The organism is Alteromonas sp. 4NH20-0104, assembly GCF_057547795.1.
The window spans coordinates 50,804-71,054 of sequence record NZ_BAAJLP010000022.1; the positions used below are offsets into that span (position 1 = coordinate 50,804).

Annotated in this window: 18 protein-coding genes; 12 read left to right on the forward strand and 6 right to left on the reverse strand. The window is 48.3% G+C overall.

What is annotated here, in order from left to right; all coding sequences use genetic code 11:
• Positions 1-39: 39 nt before the first annotated feature.
• From AC27IB_RS15685 to lysS, 3 genes are all read left to right on the forward strand, one after another.
• Positions 40-612: an NADPH-dependent FMN reductase gene (locus tag AC27IB_RS15685; RefSeq protein WP_296049600.1), complete on the forward strand. Its 573-nt coding sequence runs from the start codon at positions 40-42 to the stop codon at positions 610-612.
• A 101-nt stretch (positions 613-713) separates the two neighbouring features.
• Positions 714-1,812, forward strand: a protein-coding gene (gene prfB, locus AC27IB_RS15690) for a peptide chain release factor 2 (RefSeq protein WP_296049601.1) whose coding sequence is annotated in 2 segments (ribosomal slippage) — positions 714-788 and positions 790-1,812 — 1,098 coding nt in all. Because the reading frame shifts where the segments join, the coding sequence is not laid out codon by codon here.
• A 25-nt stretch (positions 1,813-1,837) separates the two neighbouring features.
• Positions 1,838-3,391: a lysine--tRNA ligase gene (gene lysS, locus AC27IB_RS15695; protein ID WP_296049602.1), complete on the forward strand. Its 1,554-nt coding sequence runs from the start codon at positions 1,838-1,840 to the stop codon at positions 3,389-3,391.
• 3 nt (positions 3,392-3,394) lie between these two features.
• On the opposite strand, the gene AC27IB_RS15700 is transcribed toward lysS, so the two are convergent.
• From AC27IB_RS15700 to AC27IB_RS15710, 3 genes are read right to left on the reverse strand one after another with little or no spacing between them, the layout of a single operon-like run.
• Positions 3,395-4,288 (reverse strand): ketopantoate reductase family protein, encoded by an 894-nt coding sequence (locus AC27IB_RS15700; protein ID WP_487122069.1) that lies wholly within the window; start codon positions 4,286-4,288, stop codon positions 3,395-3,397.
• 1 nt (position 4,289) lies between these two features.
• Entirely contained in the window at positions 4,290-4,985 is a 696-nt protein-coding gene (locus AC27IB_RS15705; RefSeq protein ID WP_487122071.1) for a TIGR01621 family pseudouridine synthase, read from the reverse strand.
• A complete protein-coding gene (locus tag AC27IB_RS15710; protein ID WP_296049609.1) occupies positions 4,985-5,554 on the reverse strand; it encodes an Hpt domain-containing protein in 570 nt (189 codons plus the stop codon). Before AC27IB_RS15710 ends, AC27IB_RS15705 begins: the two co-directional genes overlap by 1 nt.
• Positions 5,555-5,708: 154 nt before the next feature.
• On the opposite strand from AC27IB_RS15710, the gene AC27IB_RS15715 reads away from it, so the two are divergent.
• The 4 genes from AC27IB_RS15715 to AC27IB_RS15730 all read left to right on the forward strand — a co-directional run bounded on the left by AC27IB_RS15715 (position 5,709) and on the right by AC27IB_RS15730 (position 11,432).
• Complete coding sequence (locus AC27IB_RS15715; protein ID WP_487122073.1) at positions 5,709-8,537, forward strand: M16 family metallopeptidase; 2,829 nt, start codon at positions 5,709-5,711, stop codon at positions 8,535-8,537.
• Positions 8,538-8,681: 144 nt separating this feature from the next.
• Complete coding sequence (gene gshA / locus AC27IB_RS15720; RefSeq protein WP_487122075.1) at positions 8,682-10,289, forward strand: glutamate--cysteine ligase; 1,608 nt, start codon at positions 8,682-8,684, stop codon at positions 10,287-10,289.
• Positions 10,290-10,354: 65 nt separating this feature from the next.
• Complete coding sequence (locus AC27IB_RS15725) at positions 10,355-10,993, forward strand: transglycosylase SLT domain-containing protein (protein WP_296049619.1); 639 nt, start codon at positions 10,355-10,357, stop codon at positions 10,991-10,993.
• A 322-nt stretch (positions 10,994-11,315) separates the two neighbouring features.
• The gene (locus tag AC27IB_RS15730; RefSeq protein ID WP_487122104.1) at positions 11,316-11,432 is read left to right on the forward strand and encodes a DUF3149 domain-containing protein; all 117 of its coding nucleotides are present in this window, start codon (positions 11,316-11,318) and stop codon (positions 11,430-11,432) included.
• A 33-nt stretch (positions 11,433-11,465) separates the two neighbouring features.
• Here the strand turns inward: AC27IB_RS15730 and smrB are convergent, their stop codons facing one another.
• Entirely contained in the window at positions 11,466-12,041 is a 576-nt protein-coding gene (smrB, locus tag AC27IB_RS15735; protein WP_296053605.1) for an endonuclease SmrB, read from the reverse strand.
• Between the two features lie 113 nt (positions 12,042-12,154).
• On the opposite strand from smrB, the gene prmB reads away from it, so the two are divergent.
• The 5 genes from prmB to AC27IB_RS15760 all read left to right on the forward strand — a co-directional run bounded on the left by prmB (position 12,155) and on the right by AC27IB_RS15760 (position 17,424).
• Positions 12,155-13,090, forward strand: coding sequence for a 50S ribosomal protein L3 N(5)-glutamine methyltransferase (prmB, locus tag AC27IB_RS15740; protein WP_296053607.1), 936 nt, complete (start codon positions 12,155-12,157; stop codon positions 13,088-13,090).
• Positions 13,091-13,094: 4 nt separating this feature from the next.
• Positions 13,095-14,195: a chorismate synthase gene (aroC, locus tag AC27IB_RS15745; RefSeq protein ID WP_296053609.1), complete on the forward strand. Its 1,101-nt coding sequence runs from the start codon at positions 13,095-13,097 to the stop codon at positions 14,193-14,195.
• A gap of 24 nt (positions 14,196-14,219) precedes the next feature.
• On the forward strand, positions 14,220-15,398 hold the full coding sequence (locus tag AC27IB_RS15750) for an MFS transporter (protein WP_296053611.1): 1,179 nt from the start codon (positions 14,220-14,222) through the stop codon (positions 15,396-15,398).
• A gap of 128 nt (positions 15,399-15,526) precedes the next feature.
• Positions 15,527-16,615 carry a hypothetical protein gene (locus tag AC27IB_RS15755; RefSeq protein ID WP_487122079.1) on the forward strand — a complete coding sequence of 363 codons (1,089 nt, stop codon included), beginning with the start codon at positions 15,527-15,529 and terminating at the stop codon, positions 16,613-16,615.
• A gap of 41 nt (positions 16,616-16,656) precedes the next feature.
• The gene (locus AC27IB_RS15760) at positions 16,657-17,424 is read left to right on the forward strand and encodes a transposase (protein ID WP_296049742.1); all 768 of its coding nucleotides are present in this window, start codon (positions 16,657-16,659) and stop codon (positions 17,422-17,424) included.
• A gap of 11 nt (positions 17,425-17,435) precedes the next feature.
• Here AC27IB_RS15760 and AC27IB_RS15765 read toward each other — a convergent pair whose 3' ends face one another.
• Positions 17,436-18,947: a SpoVR family protein gene (locus AC27IB_RS15765; protein ID WP_296049745.1), complete on the reverse strand. Its 1,512-nt coding sequence runs from the start codon at positions 18,945-18,947 to the stop codon at positions 17,436-17,438.
• Positions 18,947-20,230: a YeaH/YhbH family protein gene (locus tag AC27IB_RS15770; protein WP_296049747.1), complete on the reverse strand. Its 1,284-nt coding sequence runs from the start codon at positions 20,228-20,230 to the stop codon at positions 18,947-18,949. The genes AC27IB_RS15765 and AC27IB_RS15770 overlap by 1 nt, the downstream gene beginning before the upstream one ends.
• Between the last annotated feature and the right edge of the window lie 21 nt (positions 20,231-20,251).

The window sequence follows — 20,251 nt, forward strand, 5'->3', positions numbered from 1 at the left end:
TTACACCTCTTACTCGACGTTAAGAAGAAGGAAGGCATCATGGTTAAAGTACTGGCTTTTTCAGGCAGCACCCGCAACGGGTCGTTAAATCAGGCACTGGCAGAAAATGCAGCAGCGGCTGCGCGCGAGGCTGGCGCTGAAGTTACGGTAATTAACCTGGCGGATTATGCCATGCCTATGTTTAATCAGGATGAGGAAGACCAGTACGGTATTCCTGAACGGGCGCAGGCATTTAAACAGTTGCTTATCGACCACGATGCTTTTTTAATTGCCAGCCCCGAATATAACAGCAGTTATCCGGCGGTGCTTAAAAATGCTATTGACTGGGCATCACGCAAAGCCGGTGATGAAGCCGTGCTGGCCGCGTACAAAAACAAAGTGGTTGGCCTGATGGCGGCTTCCCCTGGTGCACTTGGCGGTATGCGGGTGCTGGTGGTGCTGCGCATGCTGATGCAAAATCTGATGTGTGTGGTGACGCCATTACAGGTGTCGGTTGCCAAAGCGGCCGATAAGCTGGATGAGGCAGGCAAGCTCACTGACGAGACGGCCAACAAGCAGTTGGCAAATTTAGCCTCACAAGTGGTCTCCATGGCTGAAAAGCTTAAGGATTAACAGCGGCCTGTCTGCTTATTTTGCAGACAAAACGACTGTTAAAAGCAGGCCAAATCCGGTACTATCCGTGCCCTTAAAAATGAATCAATAAAAAGGTCATTATGTTTGAAGTAAACCCTGTGCTAAATGCGATTCGGGATATCCGTGAGCGCACCGAAGCGCTTCGGGGGTATCTTTGACTTTGATGTAAAGTCAGAGCGCTTAGAAGAAGTTAACCGCGAACTCGAAAGTCCCGATGTGTGGAACGAGCCAGAGCGAGCCCAGGCCCTCGGGAAAGAAAAAGTTGCCCTTGAGCAAGTGGTAGAAACCATTGTTAACCTGGAGCAGGGTGCCGAAGACGTGGATGGGCTGGTGGAACTGGCGGTTGAAGCAGAAGACGAAGAAACGTTCGATGAGGCACAAGCCGAACTGAATGGTCTGATAGCGCAACTGGAAACCCTTGAGTTTCGCCGCATGTTTTCCGGGCCTAATGATACCTGTCACTGCTATCTGGATATCCAGTCGGGATCCGGTGGAACAGAAGCGCAGGACTGGGCCAATATGCTGCTGAGAATGTACCTGCGTTGGGGTGAAGAGCACGGTTTAAAAACCGAGCTTATCGAAGTCTCTGACGGCGATGTGGCTGGCATTAAAAGTGCCACTATTCGTTTTGAGGGCGAGTACGCCTTTGGCTGGTTACGCACAGAAACCGGCGTTCATCGTCTGGTGCGTAAGTCACCGTTTGATTCCGGAAACCGTCGCCATACGTCATTTGCTTCGGCTTTTGTTTATCCTGAAATCGATGATGATATTGAAATCGATATTAATCCATCGGATTTACGCATAGACACTTACCGGGCATCGGGTGCGGGTGGTCAGCACGTTAACCGAACCGATTCAGCGGTGCGTATCACGCACGAACCTACCGGGATTGTAGTGCAGTGTCAGAATGACCGTTCACAGCATAAGAATAAAGACCAGGCGATGAAGCAGTTGAAAGCCAAACTCTATGAGTATGAACTGCAGAAGCAAAACGCCGAGAAGCAAGTGATGGAAGACAACAAGTCGGATATCGGCTGGGGCAGTCAGATCCGCTCCTACGTGCTGGATGACTCACGCATTAAGGATTTGCGTACCGGTGTTGAAACCCGTAATACCCAGGCCGTACTGGACGGTGGGTTAGATAAATTCATTGAAGCCAGCCTGAAATCGGGGCTGTAGTAACTCAACTTAAAGTGAACAGACTATGAGCGAACAACAAGTCGACGAAAATAAACTGATTGCCGAGCGCCGTGCCAAGTTAAGCGCTATTCGCGAGAACTGCCGCGCTAACGGTTTCCCGAATGGCTTCCGTCGCGAAAACTATGCCGAAGAACTGCAGGGCCAGTTCGGCGAACTGGATAAAGAAACCCTTGAAGCGCAGGATAATCAGGTCAGCATTGCTGGTCGGGTAATGGCTAAGCGCGGTCCTTTCCTGTTATTGCAGGACATGACGGGTCGTATCCAGGCTTATGCCGATAAAACCACGCAAAAAGACTTAAAAGCCCGCTATGGCTCGCTGGATATCGGCGACATTATCGGCGTGGCCGGTGCCTTGCACAAATCCGGAAAGGGTGATTTGTACGTGAATATGGCCAGCTATGAACTGCTGACCAAGTCACTGCGTCCGTTACCGGAGAAGTTCCATGGTTTAACCGATCAGGAAACCAAGTACCGTCAGCGCTATGTGGATCTGATCACCAGTGAAAAAACCCGCGAAACCTTTGTGGTACGCAGTAAAATTGTTAACGGTATTCGCAACTACCTGACGACCCGCAATTATATCGAAGTGGAAACGCCGATGTTGCAGGTTATTCCGGGCGGCGCTACCGCTAAGCCATTTGTGACGCACCACAACTCGCTGGATATCGAAATGTTCCTGCGTATTGCCCCCGAACTGTATTTAAAACGTTTGGTAGTAGGCGGTTTTGAGCGCGTATTCGAAATTAACCGTAACTTCCGTAATGAGGGGTTATCAACCCGTCATAACCCGGAATTTACTATGCTGGAATTCTACCAGGCTTACGCAGATTATAACGATCTGATGAATCTGACCGAAGACATGCTGCGTACCCTGGCCGAAGATATTCTGGGGACCACAGAGCTGGTAAACACTGTGCGTGATACCGAAGGTAACGTAGTTGAAGAAAAACACTATGATTTCGGTAAGCCTTTCGACCGCCTGAGCATGGGCGAGGCTATCTTAAAGTACTGGCCTGAAGCGAATGAAGCGGCCATCCGCGATCCGGAAGCGCATCTTGATGAGCTAAAAGCCATGGCCAAACAGCTACACATTAAAGAGCCTGAAGTGGATGGTATCTGGGGCGCCGGTAAGTACCTGTGCGAAATTTTTGAGGCCACAGCCGAAGAAAAACTTGAACAGCCGACCTTTATTACCGAGTATCCCTGGGAAGTGTCGCCGCTGGCCCGTCGAAATGATGGCAATCCGTTTATTACCGACCGTTTCGAATTTTTCGTCGGTGGTCGTGAATTAGCCAATGGCTTTAGTGAGCTTAACGATCCGGAAGATCAGGCTGAACGCTTCCGCAAACAGGTAGAAGAAAAAGATGCCGGTGATGATGAAGCCATGCATTTCGATGAAGACTACATTCGCGCGCTGGAGTTTGGTTTGCCGCCAACAGCAGGTGAAGGTATTGGTATCGACCGTCTGACCATGCTGTTTACCGACAGCCCGACGATTAAAGACGTTATTTTGTTCCCGCACATGAAACCAGAAGTGCAGGCGCAGGACGCCGAATAAAGGTTAAAGGTTTTTAACCGCGTTATACAAAAGGGTATTGATGGGCACATCAATACCCTTTTTCTTTGCCCGCTTCACAATATAGCCGTTAATCCCTTCTATCTCGGTAGTGCGTTTATGTCTAACGTCCTGATGCATACTGGAGAAGTTTTCTGCGGTACGCTCAATTACATTGAATACCAGTTCGGTGAGCGCGGTGAGATTGAGATCTACCTTACAGGCACCGGCTACTGCACAGACTTCCTCACAAACCGTCGTAATGGTGGCGAGGTACTGGGTGGCCCGCAGCTCGCCGTTAGGGATATTGTTGAGTGCGGTTAACGGATTAATGGCGCAGTTAACCGCCAGTTTTTGCCATAGCGCCGTTTCGATATCATCGCGCCAGGTGACCGGACCAATACACCGGTTCATGATTTCTGCAATGTGGGTATTGAGTGGCATTTGTGTTGGATGGCGGGGTGAGCTGCCCAGCATGGTCTCACCTTTACCGGTATGACGTATGCAGGTGGTGGAGGTCTTGAACGCGCCATGACTGGTGGTCGCCAAAAAGACCGGGTTATCCGGCAGATATTTTTCGGCCAGCTCCATGCCACCCATGCCATTGTGTAAAAGAACCACCGGTGATTCTGAGGGGAGTGAATATCGCCAGGCTTTCAGAGCATCTTTAAGCTGGGTGACTTTAAGCGGCACTATCAGCAAATCTGTTGCGGTAAGTGGTTTGTCCCGGGCGCTTTCTGGTGCAAGATTTAGCAACTCACCGTTGATTAACTCAACGGTGGTGAGCATGGCGCTGCCTGGCCTTGGCCACAGCCGAAAGGGGGTTGCCGATAACTGCGCTCCAGCAGCGCACAGGCCGCCAATAGCACCACTGCCAAGGATGTTTACCCTGACCGACATATCAGGCGTCCTCGCGTGGGGCTTTACGAGCCGATTTTGGCCAGTTTAGGGTTGCCGGGTGAGGCGCTGTATTAAGCCAGTTTACGATATCGGGGTGAGTAAAGTAGTGCCCTGCAGGAGGCGTACAAAACACACTGACGGGCTCACCGTCATAGTCAAATTCGAGCCCCCAGGCATGCAGATAAAGCCGGTCTGAGGGGGCCGCGCCGTACAGCGTATCGCCTGTAATGGGACTGCCTAAACTTTTCAGGGCAACCCGAATCTGGTGGGTTTTTCCGCTTAAGGGTTTTACCAGCATCAGTCTTGGCGCATCGCTAAAGCCATAACTAAAAAATTGAGTAACGGCGGGATTTTGCTGGGATTTGAGTAAGATATGCTGGCCATTGCGACGATTCTTCATGTCGCCGGCAATGGTTCCCTGTTTCTTTTTGGGTTTCTTGTCAACCAGTGCCAGGTAGTACTTTTGCACCTGTCGGGTCCGAAACATCGCTTCAAAGCGAGCCGCCGCCCGGGGCGTACGGGCCAGGAGCAGGCAGCCGGAGGTGCCGTCGTCCAGCCGGTGAGCCAGGTGCAGATCTGTTTCTCCCAACTCATCACGAAGGCGCGACACAACACCTTGCTCGGCGTCGTGCATGGTAACACCGGTCGCTTTATTTATGATGATAAACTCAGGGTGACTGAAAATGACTTCAGTCATCAGGCATTAGTATCTTCTAATATGGCCAGGGCTTTGTCATATTCCAGTGACGAAACCGCATCGACTAATTCCTGCTGATGGCTGCTATTCAGGTTAAGTGTGGCAAGCCATTGGTTGAGCTTTTCATCATTAATATATTCGTGATGCTGAAGCGCCTGACTTAATGCCCGGTAGGTTTGCTGTTTTTCATCTGAGGGCGCTGCAGGGGGGGCAGGATTAATTTCGGAGTCATCCGGCAGTTCATCAATAACCCGAATGGTTTCAGCCAGACGATGAATTAATTCTTTTAATGACGCTTGCTCAGGCTTACCCAGTTTGAGTTCTTCATTGACCAGTCGGCTCGATTGATAGACTGCGGTGCAACCAAGGTTACCCGACACGCCTTTTAAGGTGTGTACCAAATTTTCGGCTTCTGTTATCTCTTGTTGTGCCAACATGGTTTGCAGGCGGGTATCCAAAGACTGATACTCAGCAGCAAACTTGCGCAACAGGCGATATAACAGGCTACGGTTACCATTGAGTTGCCGTAATCCGAAGTCAAAATCTATTACCATTGGCTGTTCTTGCATAAGTTCCTGTAATCTCGATATATCTGTAAATACGAAAAAATGCCTTCAAGGCTTTAACAGTACACCTTTACGTGTAATTATTGTTAAAGTTGTCACGTAAACGTAACGTACCTTCGCAGACGGATGCCCTATCCACTAATTTCCGGAATCTTTAATGTTGTTTAGATTTATCCTTTTGGGTTTGATTTCCCAATTACTTAATGGTTGCTCTCAGACATCCGATCTCTCACCGGCTGATACAAAAAGTGTAGCACAACCTGTTGCTATTGCTTATGAGAAATACCAACTAAAAAATGGACTTACCGTTATTTTACACGAGGATCACTCTGATCCTCTGGTGCACGTAGATGTTACTTATCATGTGGGATCGGCAAGAGAGGAGCCGGGTAAAACAGGCTTTGCGCATTTTTTTGAGCACATGATGTTTCAGGGATCCGCCAATGTGGCGGACGAACAACACTTTAAACTCATTACTGATGCGGGCGGCACATTAAACGGCTCCACCAATCGCGACCGAACCAATTATTATCAGACCGTGCCAGCCAATCAACTGGAAAAAGTCTTGTGGCTGGAGTCTGACCGTATGGGCTTTTTATTGCCAGCGGTAACTCAGGAAAAGTTTGAAATCCAGCGTGAAACGGTAAAAAACGAACGGGCTGAACGGATTGATAATCAGCCTTATGCCCGGCGTCATGAAAAAATTGGTGAGGTGCTGTACCCCGAAGGTCACCCTTATTCCTGGTTAACTATCGGTTATACCGAGGATTTGGATCGGGTAAACGTTAACGATCTAAAAGCCTTTTTCAAACGCTGGTATGGGCCTAACAATGCCGTCTTATCAATTGGTGGCGATATCAGTATTGCCCGAACGAAAGCCTGGATTGAGAAATATTTTGGTGCTTTACCCAGTGGACCTGAGGTTACCGGCCAGGCCCCGGCGCCAGCTACGCTTAATGACGATAAATTTATCACCATGGAAGATAATGTGCATCTGCCATTGGTACAAATTGTCTTTCCAACGGTGTATGCAAGACACGAAGATGAAGCCGCGCTGGATGTGCTGGCCAGCATTCTGGGCAGTGGCAAAACGTCGGTGTTTTACGAAAGGCTGGTGAAAACCGGGAAGGTGGTGCAGGCCGGAGTCTCGCACCCCTGCAGCGAACTGGCCTGCGAATTTAATCTGGTGGCGTTGGTTTCGCCAGAGTCGGATAACTCACTGGCCGCTATTTACAGCGAAATTGAAGCGATTCTGGCAGACTTTGAAAGCCGCCCTTTCGATGAAGACGCGCTGATCAGAGTGAAAGCCAATATTAAAGCGTCGACTATTTACGGCTTGCAGAGTGTCAGCGGCAAGGTGTCGACCCTGGCGTATAATGAAACGTTTTTTGGTAAACCGGATCTGATGAACGAAGACGTTAAACGGTATACCGAGGTCACCAAAGACGATGTTTATCGTGTGTTCAACCGCTATATCAAGGGTCAGGCGGCGGTGATTCTTAGTGTGGTACCGCACGGGCAACCTGAACTGGCAGTAAAGCCTGCTACCGCAGAGCAACCTGAGCGTCAGGTTGCTAAGGTGAATACAATATCGCCAACGTTGACCAGTCAGTTGCCAGAGTCAGATTTTGATCGTAGTCAGATGCCGGCGGCTGGTGAACCACCGGTGGTGACTATACCAAGCTTCTGGCAATTAAAGTTACGTAATGGCATTCAGGTGCTTGGAGTCACTAACGATGAAACGCCAACTGTAACCATCACTCTGGACCTGGATGGCGGTATGTTATTGGATCCGGCAGACAAAGCCGGTTTATCGACATTTACCGCCCTGATGATGAATGAGTCAACGCTGCATTTTACCAATGAAGAAATGTCTAATGCGCTGGCTAAAATGGGCTCATCTATCAGTTTTGCCAGTAACGGTCGTTACACCCAGGTGTTTATTTCCAGTCTAACTGAACATTTAACCGATACGCTTGCCTTGCTTAAAGAGAAGTTGTTTAGCCCGGCGTTTAAAGCTGAAGACTTTGCGCGTATCAAGCAACAGTTACTGGATAATATTAATGCTCAGACCAAAGAACCCGGCGCCATTATGGAACAGGTGAAAACCGCGGTGTTGTGGGGTGAGCAGAACCGCGTAGGCTTGCCGCCTGGTGGCACGGCAGAAACGGTATCACGCATTACCCTGGACGATATTAAAGGGTTTTATGAGCAGTACTATGTGCCAGCTAAAGGCACTATTGTGGTGGTAGGGGATATGACGCCCGGCCAAATCACCACCTATTTTGATTTTATTAATACCTGGCAGGGCAAGGATTATCAAATTGCCGATTACGGCGACTTTCCGGAATATGACGGTCAACAAATTTTGCTGGTTGACGTGCCTGGCGCGGCGCAAAGCCTGGTCAGAATGGTCAGACGTGCAATGCCCTATGATGCTACTGGCGACTACTTTTACGCGCAACTGATGAACTTTCCTCTTGGCGATGATTTTAACAGCCGTATCAATCTCAATCTGCGTGAGGACAAAGGGTATACCTATGGAGCGTTCTCAGCGTTTAATGGCGGTAAAACCCTGGGTTGGTTTGAAGCCGGTGCCGATCTCAAACAGGAGTACACGGCGGCGGGTATTATGGAGCTGCTGGCTGAAATTAATCATTACCAGCAGCGGGGGATCACCGATGCTGAGCTCAGTTATATGCAAAATGCCTTTACGTTAAGCGAGGCGCTGGAGTATGAAACACCGCTGGATAAGGCCTCGTTTTTACGGCGCTTACTGGCGTACGACCTGCCGGTAAATTATAAAAAAGCACAAAAAGCTATATTGCTGAATATCGGCAAAGCAGAAATTGATGCGGTGGCGGCTAAAGCGTTACATCCTGAATCACTGCAAATTATTGTTGTGGGTGATAAAAATGTGATTTTGCCGCAGCTTGAAAGTCTGGGTATACCGATCAAAGAAGTCAGTCCGACGACCACCCCTTAGCTCCGGTAATTAGCGGTTTCACAGACCAGGCGCTATCAATTAACGACATTGTGCTGTGAATTATGCTTGGGTCGATATAAATATTTGATATTATACGGCCCATAGCTAACCGTCTTGCAACCAATGTAAGTCGCAACCGACATTATGGAATCGACATTGCGCCCACTGACTCACGATCTTTCTTATGATTTTGACGCCCTTAAATCAGCCTCTGCGTTTTGTGCACTCAGCGATATTAAACGTGGGGTTGAACGCGAATGTTTGCGGATAAATCCAACCGGGATGCTGGCCCTGACACCGCATCCGAAGGCTCTGGGAGCGGCTTTGACGCACGAGAGTATTACCACGGATTACTCTGAATCATTGCTCGAGTTTATTACTCCCCCTGAATCCGACGTCAATACTACGCAGGCGCAGTTAGAAGACGTGCATAAATTTACTATCGATAACATTGGTGAGGAGCGCTTATGGCCGCTCAGTATGCCGTGTTTTATTGAGAATGCTCAGGACATTCCAATTGCTTATTTTGGCGAGTCCAATGTGGGTAAAATGAAGAAAGCCTATCGTATGGGGTTACGCAACCGTTACGGCAGCATGATGCAGGTGATCTCAGGTGTTCATTTCAACTTTTCCGTCCCCGATGCATTCTGGCAACATCTGGCCACACAGAAAGGCGTTGAAGCAACCCAGGATTGGGTGTCGGAACAGTATTTCAGTCTGATTAGGAATTATCGTCGCAGTTGTTGGTTGATCCCGTATTTGTTTGGGGCGTCGCCAGCCTTATGCAGCTCCTTTGTGGCCGGTCGTGAACACGGGCTGGATTTTAAAAAGCTCGGCCGCGGCACCTTGTATCTGCCCTATGCGACGTCATTACGTATGAGTGGATTAGGCTATACCAGTAATGAGCAGTCGTCGCTGCGCATTTGTTATAACTCTATCGATACTTATGTGCGTTTATTGCGGGAAGCCATGTATACGCCTTCCAAAAATTACAGCGGTTTTGCGGCCGGTGAAGGCGGTAATTATCAGCAGCTCAGTAAAAATGTGCTGCAGATTGAAAACGAGTTTTATTCGCCAATACGGCCAAAACAGCCTACCGCGTCAGGTGAAAAACCAACCGACGCACTGGCCCTTCGCGGTGTCAGCTACATCGAAGTGAGAGCGCTGGATGTCAATCCATTCAGTCCGGTTGGTATCGACAAAGAGCAAATGCACTTTTTAGACGTATTTTTAATGGCGTGTCTGCTTACCGAAAGCCCCAAGTTTGATGCAGAGCGATATAAGGAAACAGAAGTGAACCTTAATCGTGTCGTTGTGGAAGGGCGTAAGCCGGGCCTGACTTTGTTGCAAAACGAGCAGGAGGTTGCCATGCGCGACTGGGCAGAAGCGTTGTTCTCACGGTATGCTGAAGTCGCCGCTATTATGGATGAAAATTACGCTGACCATCGTTACAGTGAGGCGGTTAAACGGGAATGGCAAAAAGTTGAAGATCCTGAGTTAACGTTCTCAGGGCGCTGGCTTAACAAATTACTGGCAGAGGGTGACAATGCCGTAGTAGGGCGTGAGCTGGCGGAAACGTACCGTCAACAAATCGGTGACTTTAATTATCATTTTAAATCGGCCGAAGACTTTGTCGCCGAAGCTCAGCGCTCTGTTGCAGCCCAGCAGGAGATTGAAGCGGCTGATACTGATTCTTTCAGTGAGTTTATTACCGATTACTTTGCCCGGGAGCCGGCCAAAAAAAATGCCTGACAAGGGTCAGGCATAAGAATTTGTTCCAGGGAAACACACATTCGGAACAGTAATTTGGACAGCGTATGTACAAAAAGTTCAAACAAATTTGCATCTTTTTTTCCGGCTGGGTGATTTTATTGCCGATCGTGATCAGTGGCTGTGCCACTACGCCGCCAAAAGATACCAGTAATCTGTGTGAAATCTTTTACGAGAAAGAAGACTGGTATGATGCCGCGGCGGACATGCAGGATAAATGGGGGGTGCCTATTCATGTCCCCATGGCCATGATGTATCAGGAAAGTTCGTTTCGCCACGACGCGCTGCCGCCCAGAGATTACATTCTGTTTGGTTTGATTCCCTGGGGCAGGGTGAGCTCTGCCTATGGTTATTCTCAGGCAAAAACACCCACCTGGAGTGATTATATTCGTGAAACCGGCAATTCCGGCGCCGATCGGGATGACTTTGAAGACGCCATGGATTTCATGGGCTGGTTTATCAGCAAAACCCATAAGATCAATGGCGTATCGAAATGGGACGCCTATGCACAATACCTTAATTACCACGAAGGCTGGGGCGGTTACCGGCGCAAAACCTACCTGAAAAAATCCTGGCTGGTTAAAGTCTCACAACGTGTAAAAGCACGTTCGTTACGGTATGCCACGCAACTGAAAACCTGCGAAGAAGATCTGCAAAAAAGTTGGTTCTGGAAATTGTTTGATTAGCGGGTGGTGAGGGAGCGACTGGCTGATTTTACTCTAAAAAACAGGCGGGCATTAAGCCCGCCTGTAAGAAGTGGGATTCCGTCCAAGACCGTAAAATTTCCGGAAACCCAACAGGCATTTATAATCTAATCTAAATGATAATTATTATCAACTATAGTTTTTAAATTACTGTATATAAGCTTTGCCGCATTCTTTTGATCCAGGTCATGCTTTGCCAAAAGCGGGCCATTTCCTATTGATTTGGATCAGCGTTTTTTCCGCTCTACCGGCGCACACTATCACCATAGAAACAGCAAATAGAAAGGTGATTATTATGTGGTCAATGTTATTAAAAGATCCGGTTGTCTGGGGTTCATTACTTGGTATTTTTATCGTCTGTGTAATGATGGCTTATTACACTTATATGTTCATACACAATAGTGGTGATGATCATAAATAAGCCGCGGGGCTGATGGAATAAACAAAATGGCCTTTAGCGTTTTTTGCTAAACGGTGATTCCACTTCCAGTAGCACCAGCAGGGCGCCCTGGCCACCGTATTCCAGTGGAGCCTGGTGAAATGCCATGACTCTGGGGTGTTGGATAAGATAGTGGGGCAGGGCCTGCTTCAGTACACCTGATCCCACCCCATGCACTATACAAACACAATCGATGTGTTCCTGCCACGCAGTATGCAGCAGGGCAGCTAGTTCGTGTTTCGCCTGAGCCTTTGTCAGGCCGTGCAGATCGAGGATATAGTCCGGGCTGTAATCGCCCCGGCGTAGTTGTTTTAGCTCGTATGCCGGCACGTCCTGGCGGCAATAGCGAAGTGCCCCTTGTGGCTGGATAAATCCTTCAAAAGCATCGGAAAACTCAAAACTGGCCTGTGCCTGCCTGGTGGTTTTCTGGCGTCCTCGGATTTTAATTTCCGGACGGGCGGTCTCCGGCACATAAGTATCCTGTTTTAAAGGCGCGACGCCTTTTATCTCCCGTCTGAACAACGCCATATCATCACTGTCGTTAGTTTCCTGCTGCCTGGTGATGCGGGGAAATTGCGACTTAAATTTCACAGACGGGTTTCCTATTAGTCTTGCTGGGTGATTTTGAGCTAAATTAAGCGTGTCCGAATCGGACAACATTATGTATCATACCAGCTTTATGATTTCAGGACATTGTAGCCCGTATGACCGATAAGTTTTACCTCGACGAAGCCATTGCTGATCTGCACTCCATTTTAGACATGGTGCGCTGGACCGTCAGCCGGTTTAATGACGCAGAACTGTTTTACGGTCACGGTACTGACAATGCCTGGGATGAAGCGGTGAGTCTGGTATTTTATGCCCTGCATTTACCGCATACACTCACTGCCCAAACCGGCGACGGATTATTCGCCGCACGGTTAACCAAAAGCGAGCGTAGCAAGGTGGCGGAGCTGGTATTGCAACGGGTTCAAACCCGTTTACCATTGCCTTATATCACTCACGAAGCCTGGTTCTGCGATTTACCGTTTTATGTGGATGAGCGGGTACTTATTCCTCGTTCACCCTTTGCGGAACTGATCCAGGGTAAATTTGAATCACACCTGCAAAACAGTCCGCTCAGAATTCTGGACATGTGTACCGGCGGGGGCTGTATTGCTATCGCATTGGCCTATGCCTTTGATGAAGCACAAGTGGATGCGGTGGATATCAGCGCCGACGCATTAGCCGTTGCGGAACTGAATATTGAAGAACACGGCCTGAGTGAGCGGGTTTTTCCCTTATACTCCGACTTGTTTAGTCAGCTGGAAGGACAACAATACGATTTGATCGTGTCTAATCCGCCTTATGTAGATGCTGAGGATATGGCTGACTTACCGGTTGAGTTTCAGCACGAACCTGAGCTGGCCCTGGCTGCCGGTGAAGATGGTCTCGATTTAGTGGAAACTATGATTGCCCATGCAGGGCGGTATCTGACCGAGCAGGGCGTAATGTTTGTTGAAGTGGGGAACAGTCTGGTTCATATGGAAGCAAGGTTTCCGGGGCTCGACATTGAATGGGTAGAACTGGCACAAGGCGGCCATGGTATTTTCGCTGTAACCAAAGCAGCATTAGACAGTTACAACCAACAGGATAAATAGAAAGATGGCGGGTAATACTTTCGGTAAAATATTTACGGTATCAACCTTTGGTGAGAGTCACGGCATTGCTCTGGGCGGTGTGGTAGACGGTTGTCCTCCGGGACTGGCACTGACCGAAGAAGACTTACAGGTAGATTTAGACCGTCGTAAACCGGGTACATCACGCTATACCACTGCACGACGCGAAGACGACGAAGTGCAAATCTTATCTGGCGTGTTTGAAGGCAAAACTACCGGCACCAGTATTGGCTTGTTGATTAAAAATAAAGATCAGCGCAGCCAGGATTATTCCAATATTGCTAATCGGTTTCGTCCCGGCCATGCCGATTATACTTACCAGCAAAAATACGGTCTGCGCGATTATCGCGGTGGTGGCCGATCTTCTGCTCGTGAAACCGCAATTCGTGTAGCAGCCGGCGGTATTGCCAAAAAGTACCTCGAGCAGGTTCATGGTATTAAAATCCACGGCTTTATTTCACAATTAGGGCCGGTAGCAATCGACACCGTTGACTACAGTATTATTAACGACAATCCGTTTTTCTGCCCGGATGCCTCAAAGTTAGATGCGCTGGATGAATATATGCGTGATCTGAAAAAGTCCGGGGATTCAATTGGTGCAAAAGTGTCCGTGGTCGCCACCAACATGCCCGTAGGGTTAGGTGAACCGGTCTTCGACCGTCTTGATGCCGATATCGCCGGTGCCATGATGGGCATTAACGCCGTGAAGGGCGTTGAAGTGGGTGACGGCTTTGATGTGGTAAATCAGAAAGGCAGCGAACACCGTGACAGCTTAACCCCTGATGGTTTTACTTCTAATCACTCAGGTGGTGTATTGGGCGGTATTTCAACCGGCCAGGATCTGGTAGTGCACATGGCGCTCAAGCCTACTTCCAGTATTTCGGTGCCGGGAGACACCATCGATACCGATGGCAACGCCATTGAAATTGTTACCAAGGGTCGTCACGATCCCTGCGTTGGCATTCGTGCCGTGCCCATTGCCGAAGCCATGCTGGCTCTGGTGTTAATGGATCACTGTTTACGTCATCGTGCTCAGAATGCAGCCGTGCATTGTACAACACCTGTTATTCCGGGTTCAGCCAAGTAAGATGCTGAACCTGATTTCCCGGTAATGGCGGCGTCCTCAAGCCGCTTTGCTATCGTAGCGCTCAGCCTTACCTACGCACTGTATTTTGGTCAGTTAGGGGTAATCACCCCTTATCTCGGCGTCTTTCTTGATGGGCGCGGCTTTTCCTCAGTCGAAATTGGTGAGTTGTTTGCGGTTATCACCCTGGCGCGCATTATCGGTCCTTCATTGTGGGCGGGTGTAGCCGATCGTAGCGGTAAAATACTGTTTATTCTGCGCCTCGGCAGTGGTTTAACCGTGCTGAGTTTTATTGGCGTGTTCTGGGCGTATTCATTCTGGTATCTGACCCTGGTTATGGGCCTGATGATGATGTTCTGGACCGCAGTGCTACCGCAACTCGAAGTACTCACGCTGCAAACTATTGAAGGAGACTCCAAACGATACGGCCGCATTCGTCTGTGGGGTAGTATTGGCTTTATCGTACTGACGGTATTAGTTGGTAAAGCATTGGATTTCTTCTCTACAGATGCGCCAATTTATGCTTCGATGCTGGTGTTAATCGGGCTTTTTATTAGCAGCCTCACGCTTACTCAGCCGCAAAACCTTAAACCCAAAGCGGCTGTAGCAGTGCGGATCATGCCTTTTCTGCGGGATAAAGTGGCGTTGCTGTTTTTGCTGTCTAATGCCTTATTACAATTGAGTTTTGGGGCGTACTACGGCTTTTTTGCCTTGTACATGCGGGATTTGGGATATTCCGGCATGCAAACCGGTTTGTTAATAGCCCTGGGGGTAACGGTTGAGGTTGGTATCTTTTTAGTGGCTCAGCGGTTAATTTCTCGCTTTGGCGTGTGGCGTTTAATGGTATTTTGCCTGCTGGCAACAGGCCTGCGCTGGCTGGTTCTGGGGACCTTAGCAGATATGTTCTGGCTGGTTTTCTTCAGCCAGTTTATTCATGCCTTAAGTTTTGGCTTAAATCACTCTACCTCGATGCACTTTATCCATCACTATTTCCCAACCCAGATCCACGGTCGGATCCAGGCAGCCTATATCAGCCTGGCGTTTGGTCTTGGCGGCGCGGTCGGTAATTATGCCGCAGGGTTATTGTGGCAACAGGGCGCCGGCTCAATGTTAACCTTCTCGGCTGCCGGTGCCTGTGCCGCGATGGGGGGCTTGGTACTGCTGCTCATTTCACCACAGCAGATGGATAAACATCGAAGTCACTAGTACCGGATTCATCCGCCTGAACTCACTTGATACCGGTCTTTCTAAGGCCACAAGCTTTTCTTGTGCGGCATTTTGTGATTACTATAAGTCAGAACCGGACGTCGAGTGTATCTAGTCACCATAAAAATATGGACTTACCTAATTTGCAAGCCGCCCCCAGAGGGTTAAAAAAACTCAACATTTTTCTGCTCAAAGGGCGGCGTTACCTCAGCTCATTTCGCTTTAATAAAGTGAAATCAGTATGGAAGAATTTAAATTTTGCTCAGCGTTGCTATGTTGGCGCAACTATCCTGCTATTGCTGTTTGATGTGCTCGACGCGGACAATGCCATTGGATTTGGTATTCCGGTGACGTTTGCAATAATGGGGCTGTGCTACGAATTCTGGCCACGCTTTAGTCGTTTTTGGGAGCATCTGCTCGGCAAGGCGGCCGTCCTGTTTTTCTATGCGATCATTGCTAATTTTGCGCTGGCGCATTCCTCCGGACTGGTTAACGGGCTAACCGGCGTGTCGGCCTCTGTTACCCCTTACAGCCATAACTTTGCACTAATTTTAGTGCTACCCACCTGGTTCTTTATTGTTAGCCTGATCACTCTGGTGATGTTACAGGCGCTGTTGCCTTTTTACCTGATACTACTGGTCATCCTTAAACCATTCGGTGTGCATGGGCTGTGGCATAAGCCAGAGCATCAGTATGTATTGTCAACGGCTTTTCTGCGTTATCTCTGGCTACTGATATTATTCGTAAATTTATCTGCGTTGGCCGCTAAAGTGGGGGTAATTACCAGCGATACGCCTTTGCTTGGCCCTAGCTACACTGCAGCTTCGCAAGGTTTCTTTGAGTCACATGAAGAGGATGATCCGGCAAGAGCTGCAACTGTTGATGCGTCTCATCAGGCGCTGCAGCAAGAAATTCAGCGCAACACTAATAGCTTTCGCAGCGCGCAAAAACGCTTGTTGGCCGAGTTTATCTATAACAATGAAGCCGACTCGCGCTCCCGGTGCGTTCATCCGGATGATGCCCGGATCATCGAAATTAATGATTTTGAAATACTCACTATTACGCCTGTAACCATTGCTGAAAGTGAACAGCAAAAGATGAAAGAGCAGGGCAGTGTGCCCATCCCTTATCGGTTTGAAGTTATAGCCTGCGAGTCTGCCGCGATCAAGGGGTCAGGTTCTTTGAAAATACTTTCTCATAGTGAGGTAAAACCTTAGCTCACCGCAAAAAAAACTGACCTGTTGACCAGTATAATTTGGTGGATTTTCAAATAAGAATTAAGCCAGTTTGTTTTCAGGGAGAATTTAAATTGGCTCGCCGTCCAAGGATATTGGTTCCAAATATGCCCGTACATGTTGTTCAACGCGGGAATAATAAACAAGCATGCTTTTTTCAGGGTAAAGATTATGCGGTTTACCTTAAAAAGCTTAAAGCGTGTGCAGAAAAATTTAATGTGCAGATACATTGTTTTGTCTTAATGACAAACCATGTTCATTTACTATTGCAAGCATCAGACTATGAGGGCATTAGTCATGTTATGCAGAGTTTAGGGCGTTATTATGTTCGCTATTTCAATACCACTTACAATCGAACTGGCACGCTTTGGGAAGGCAGATTTAAATCAAGTTTGGTGGACTCTGATGAGTACCTGCTGCAGGTTTACCAATATATAGAATTAAATCCGGTCAGAGCAAAAATGGTAGATCATCCAAAAGATTACGTATGGAGTAGCTATCATGCAAACGGAGGTAATAAAAATATTGCTATGATAGAGCCTCATCCTCTCTATTTATCCCTCGGCATTGACGCCGAGAGTCGAAAATTGGCCTATAACCGTCTTCTCGACAACTCGTTATCAAATGAGATATTGAACAAGATTAGATTATCAATAAATAAGTCCAGGGTGCTGGGCGATGATAAATTTGTAAAGCAGATATCCGCAAAGCTTGAACGCTTTGCCGGATATCTTGAACACGGAGGAGATAGACGCTCTGAAGAGTTTAAGGAATGGTTTCAAAGAATCTGACCCCTTGATCGCTATTGCCTGATACAGCGGGCTATAACACCAGGTTCACCATCATCATGAATTTGTTCGAGTTTCACGTCGAATTTCCATAGCCTATGCAGATGACGCATCACTTCATCTTTACTATCAGCCAGTGGAATGCCATTTTGTGGTACATACCGTAAAGTGAGAGACCGATCGCCGCGCACATCCACGTTATACACCTGAATATTCGGCTCTAAGTTACTCAGGTTGTACTGAGCGGAGAGCTTTTCTCTGATGGCGCGGTAGCCACGTTCATCATGAATAGCAGACACGCTCACGTAGGGCTTATCAGAATCATCCTCTACCGCGAACAGTTTAAAGTCACGCATGACCTTGGGCGATAAAAACTGACTGATAAAGCTTTCATCCTTAAAGTTATGCATGGCGAAATGCACGGTTTCCAGCCAGTCTTTGCCGGCAATGTCCGGAAACCAGTAGCGGTCTTCTTCGGTGGGTTCCTGACATATCCGTTTTATGTCCATAAACATATTAAAGCCCAGCGCATAAGGGTTGATGCCACTGTAGTAGGGGCTGTTATAGTCAGGCTGGCTGACTACGCTGGTGTGACTGTGTAAAAACTCCAGCATAAAGCGATCGGTTACCAGGCCTTCATCATAGAGCTTGTTTAAAATATGGTAATGCCAGAAGCACGCCCAGCCTTCGTTCATTACCTGGGTTTGTTTCTGCGGGTAAAAGTACTGGGAAACCTTCCGTACTATTCGCACAATTTCACGCTGCCAGGGTTCCAGTAGCGGTGCATTCTTTTCGATAAAGTACAGTAGGTTTTCCTGCGGATCAGCCGGAAAACGCGCCGCTTGGGGCTGGTTTTTTTCTTTGCTGTCGGGCAGGGTGCGCCACAGCTCATTAACCTGAGACTGAAGGTACTTTGCGCGTTGTTTCTGACGGCTCTTTTCCTCCTGCAAGGATAATTTTTGCGGACGTTTATAGCGGTCTACGCCAAAATTCATCAGGGCGTGACAGGAGTCCAGCGTTTGCTCGACTTCTTCATAACCATACTTTTGCTCGCACTTGGCAATGTAGTTTTTGGCGAACACCAGATAATCAATAATCGAGCTGGCATCGGTCCAGGTTTGAAACAGGTAGTTGCCTTTAAAGAATGAGTTGTGCCCGTAACAGGCATGAGCCATTACCAGGGCCTGCATGGTGATGGTGTTCTCTTCCATCAGATAAGCAATACAAGGATTGGAGTTAATTACTATTTCATAGGCAAGACCCATCTGCCCACGCCGGTATTGCTGTTCATTTTGAATAAATTTTTTGCCAAAAGACCAGTGAGTATAATTAATGGGCATGCCAATGCTGGCATAGGCGTCCATCATTTGCTCGGCGGTGATTACTTCTATCTGATTAGGGTAAATGTCGAGTTTGTACTCTTTGGCAATACGGTCTATTTCGGTTTCGTACTGGGCCAGCATGTCGAAAGTCCAGTCTGGCCCGTCGCTGAGCGTTTTTCTAGCTTCTGCTAATTCAGCCGTCATTAGCTACCTCCGCTGGTTTCACTGGTTTTTTCAAACAGTTCACGGAACACAGGATAAATATCACTGACCGAGATAATGTGTTTACAAACAAAGTTGCTGCAGGCTTCCTCCACACTCTGGTATTCGCGCCATAAACTCTGATGCTGGCGCTCAGTGATTTCGATATACGCAAAGTAACGAGTTACCGGCAGCAGTTTTTTCATTAATAGTTCACGACACTGCGGCGAGTCATCGGCCCAGTTATCACCGTCTGAAGCCTGAGCCGCATAGATGTTCCAGTCACTGTCCTGATAGCGCTCAGTAATGATTTCATCCATTAACTTTAAGGCACTCGATACAATGGTGCCGCCGGTTTCCTGAGAGTAAAAGAACTCTTGCTCATCCACCTCTTTGGCCTGGGTATGATGGCGAATATAGACGACTTCGACGTTTTTATAGGTTCGGCTTAAGAACAAATAAAGCAGGATATAAAACCGTTTAGCCATGTCTTTGGTGGCCTGATCCATTGAACCGGACACGTCCATCAGGCAAAACATGACGGCCTTGCTGGTGGGCACCGGTTTTTTGGCGTAGTTTTTAAAGCGCAGGTCGAACGTGTCGATAAACGGCACGCCGGCAATTTTCGCTTTCAAAGCACCAATGGTCTTTTCCAGTTCGATAATCGCTACCGTGTTGTCATGCTTATCGGCTTTCAGTTTTTCGAGTTCTTCCTCAGCCTCGCGTAGTTTGCGCCGATCAGCTGCGGTCAACGCTACCCGTCTGGCCATCGAGCCTTTCAAGGAGCGCACAATGTCGAGATTGGTGGGGACACCATCGGTTTGATAACCCGCCCGGTAGGTTTCGTACTGAACAACCTGATCAAACTGACTGTTTTTTAAATTTGGCAGCGCCAAATCTTCAAATAACAGATCGAGGTATTCGTCTTTAGAAATTGAAAAGGTAAAGTCATCTTCGCCTTCACCACTGTTACCGGCATCGCCCTGGCCTGAGCCCTGCCCACCCTGAGAGGGGGGCCGGTCGATGCGATCGCCCGCCGTAAACTGATCGTTGCCCGGATGAACAACGGTGCGCTTACCCCCTTTGCCGGTGTGAAATAATGGTTCGGAGATATCTTGTTTAGGGATGCTGATGCTTTCGCCAGACTCGACGTCGGTCACCGAACGCTGACCGACGGCATCTGACACAGCGCGTTTAATTTGTTGCTTGTATCGTTTTAAAAACCGCTGACGGTTAAGGGTGCTTTTCCCTTTGCTATTTAACCGGCGGTCTATGAAATGTGCCATACAACCCCTTCACGCTAAAGT

What these genes read in the sequence shown, in the direction of transcription:
- AC27IB_RS15685 (WP_296049600.1), top strand. Translation starts at nt 40, where the DNA reads ATGGTTAAAGTACTGGCTTTTTCAGGCAGCACCCGCAACGGGTCGTTA.
- lysS (WP_296049602.1), top strand. Translation starts at nt 1,838, where the DNA reads ATGAGCGAACAACAAGTCGACGAAAATAAACTGATTGCCGAGCGCCGT.
- AC27IB_RS15700 (WP_487122069.1), bottom strand. Translation starts at nt 4,288, where the DNA reads ATGTCGGTCAGGGTAAACATCCTTGGCAGTGGTGCTATTGGCGGCCTG.
- AC27IB_RS15705 (WP_487122071.1), bottom strand. Translation starts at nt 4,985, where the DNA reads ATGACTGAAGTCATTTTCAGTCACCCTGAGTTTATCATCATAAATAAA.
- AC27IB_RS15710 (WP_296049609.1), bottom strand. Translation starts at nt 5,554, where the DNA reads ATGCAAGAACAGCCAATGGTAATAGATTTTGACTTCGGATTACGGCAA.
- AC27IB_RS15715 (WP_487122073.1), top strand. Translation starts at nt 5,709, where the DNA reads ATGTTGTTTAGATTTATCCTTTTGGGTTTGATTTCCCAATTACTTAAT.
- gshA (WP_487122075.1), top strand. Translation starts at nt 8,682, where the DNA reads ATGGAATCGACATTGCGCCCACTGACTCACGATCTTTCTTATGATTTT.
- AC27IB_RS15725 (WP_296049619.1), top strand. Translation starts at nt 10,355, where the DNA reads ATGTACAAAAAGTTCAAACAAATTTGCATCTTTTTTTCCGGCTGGGTG.
- AC27IB_RS15730 (WP_487122104.1), top strand. Translation starts at nt 11,316, where the DNA reads ATGTTATTAAAAGATCCGGTTGTCTGGGGTTCATTACTTGGTATTTTT.
- prmB (WP_296053607.1), top strand. Translation starts at nt 12,155, where the DNA reads ATGACCGATAAGTTTTACCTCGACGAAGCCATTGCTGATCTGCACTCC.
- aroC (WP_296053609.1), top strand. Translation starts at nt 13,095, where the DNA reads ATGGCGGGTAATACTTTCGGTAAAATATTTACGGTATCAACCTTTGGT.
- AC27IB_RS15750 (WP_296053611.1), top strand. Translation starts at nt 14,220, where the DNA reads ATGGCGGCGTCCTCAAGCCGCTTTGCTATCGTAGCGCTCAGCCTTACC.
- AC27IB_RS15755 (WP_487122079.1), top strand. Translation starts at nt 15,527, where the DNA reads ATGGACTTACCTAATTTGCAAGCCGCCCCCAGAGGGTTAAAAAAACTC.
- AC27IB_RS15765 (WP_296049745.1), bottom strand. Translation starts at nt 18,947, where the DNA reads ATGACGGCTGAATTAGCAGAAGCTAGAAAAACGCTCAGCGACGGGCCA.
- AC27IB_RS15770 (WP_296049747.1), bottom strand. Translation starts at nt 20,230, where the DNA reads ATGGCACATTTCATAGACCGCCGGTTAAATAGCAAAGGGAAAAGCACC.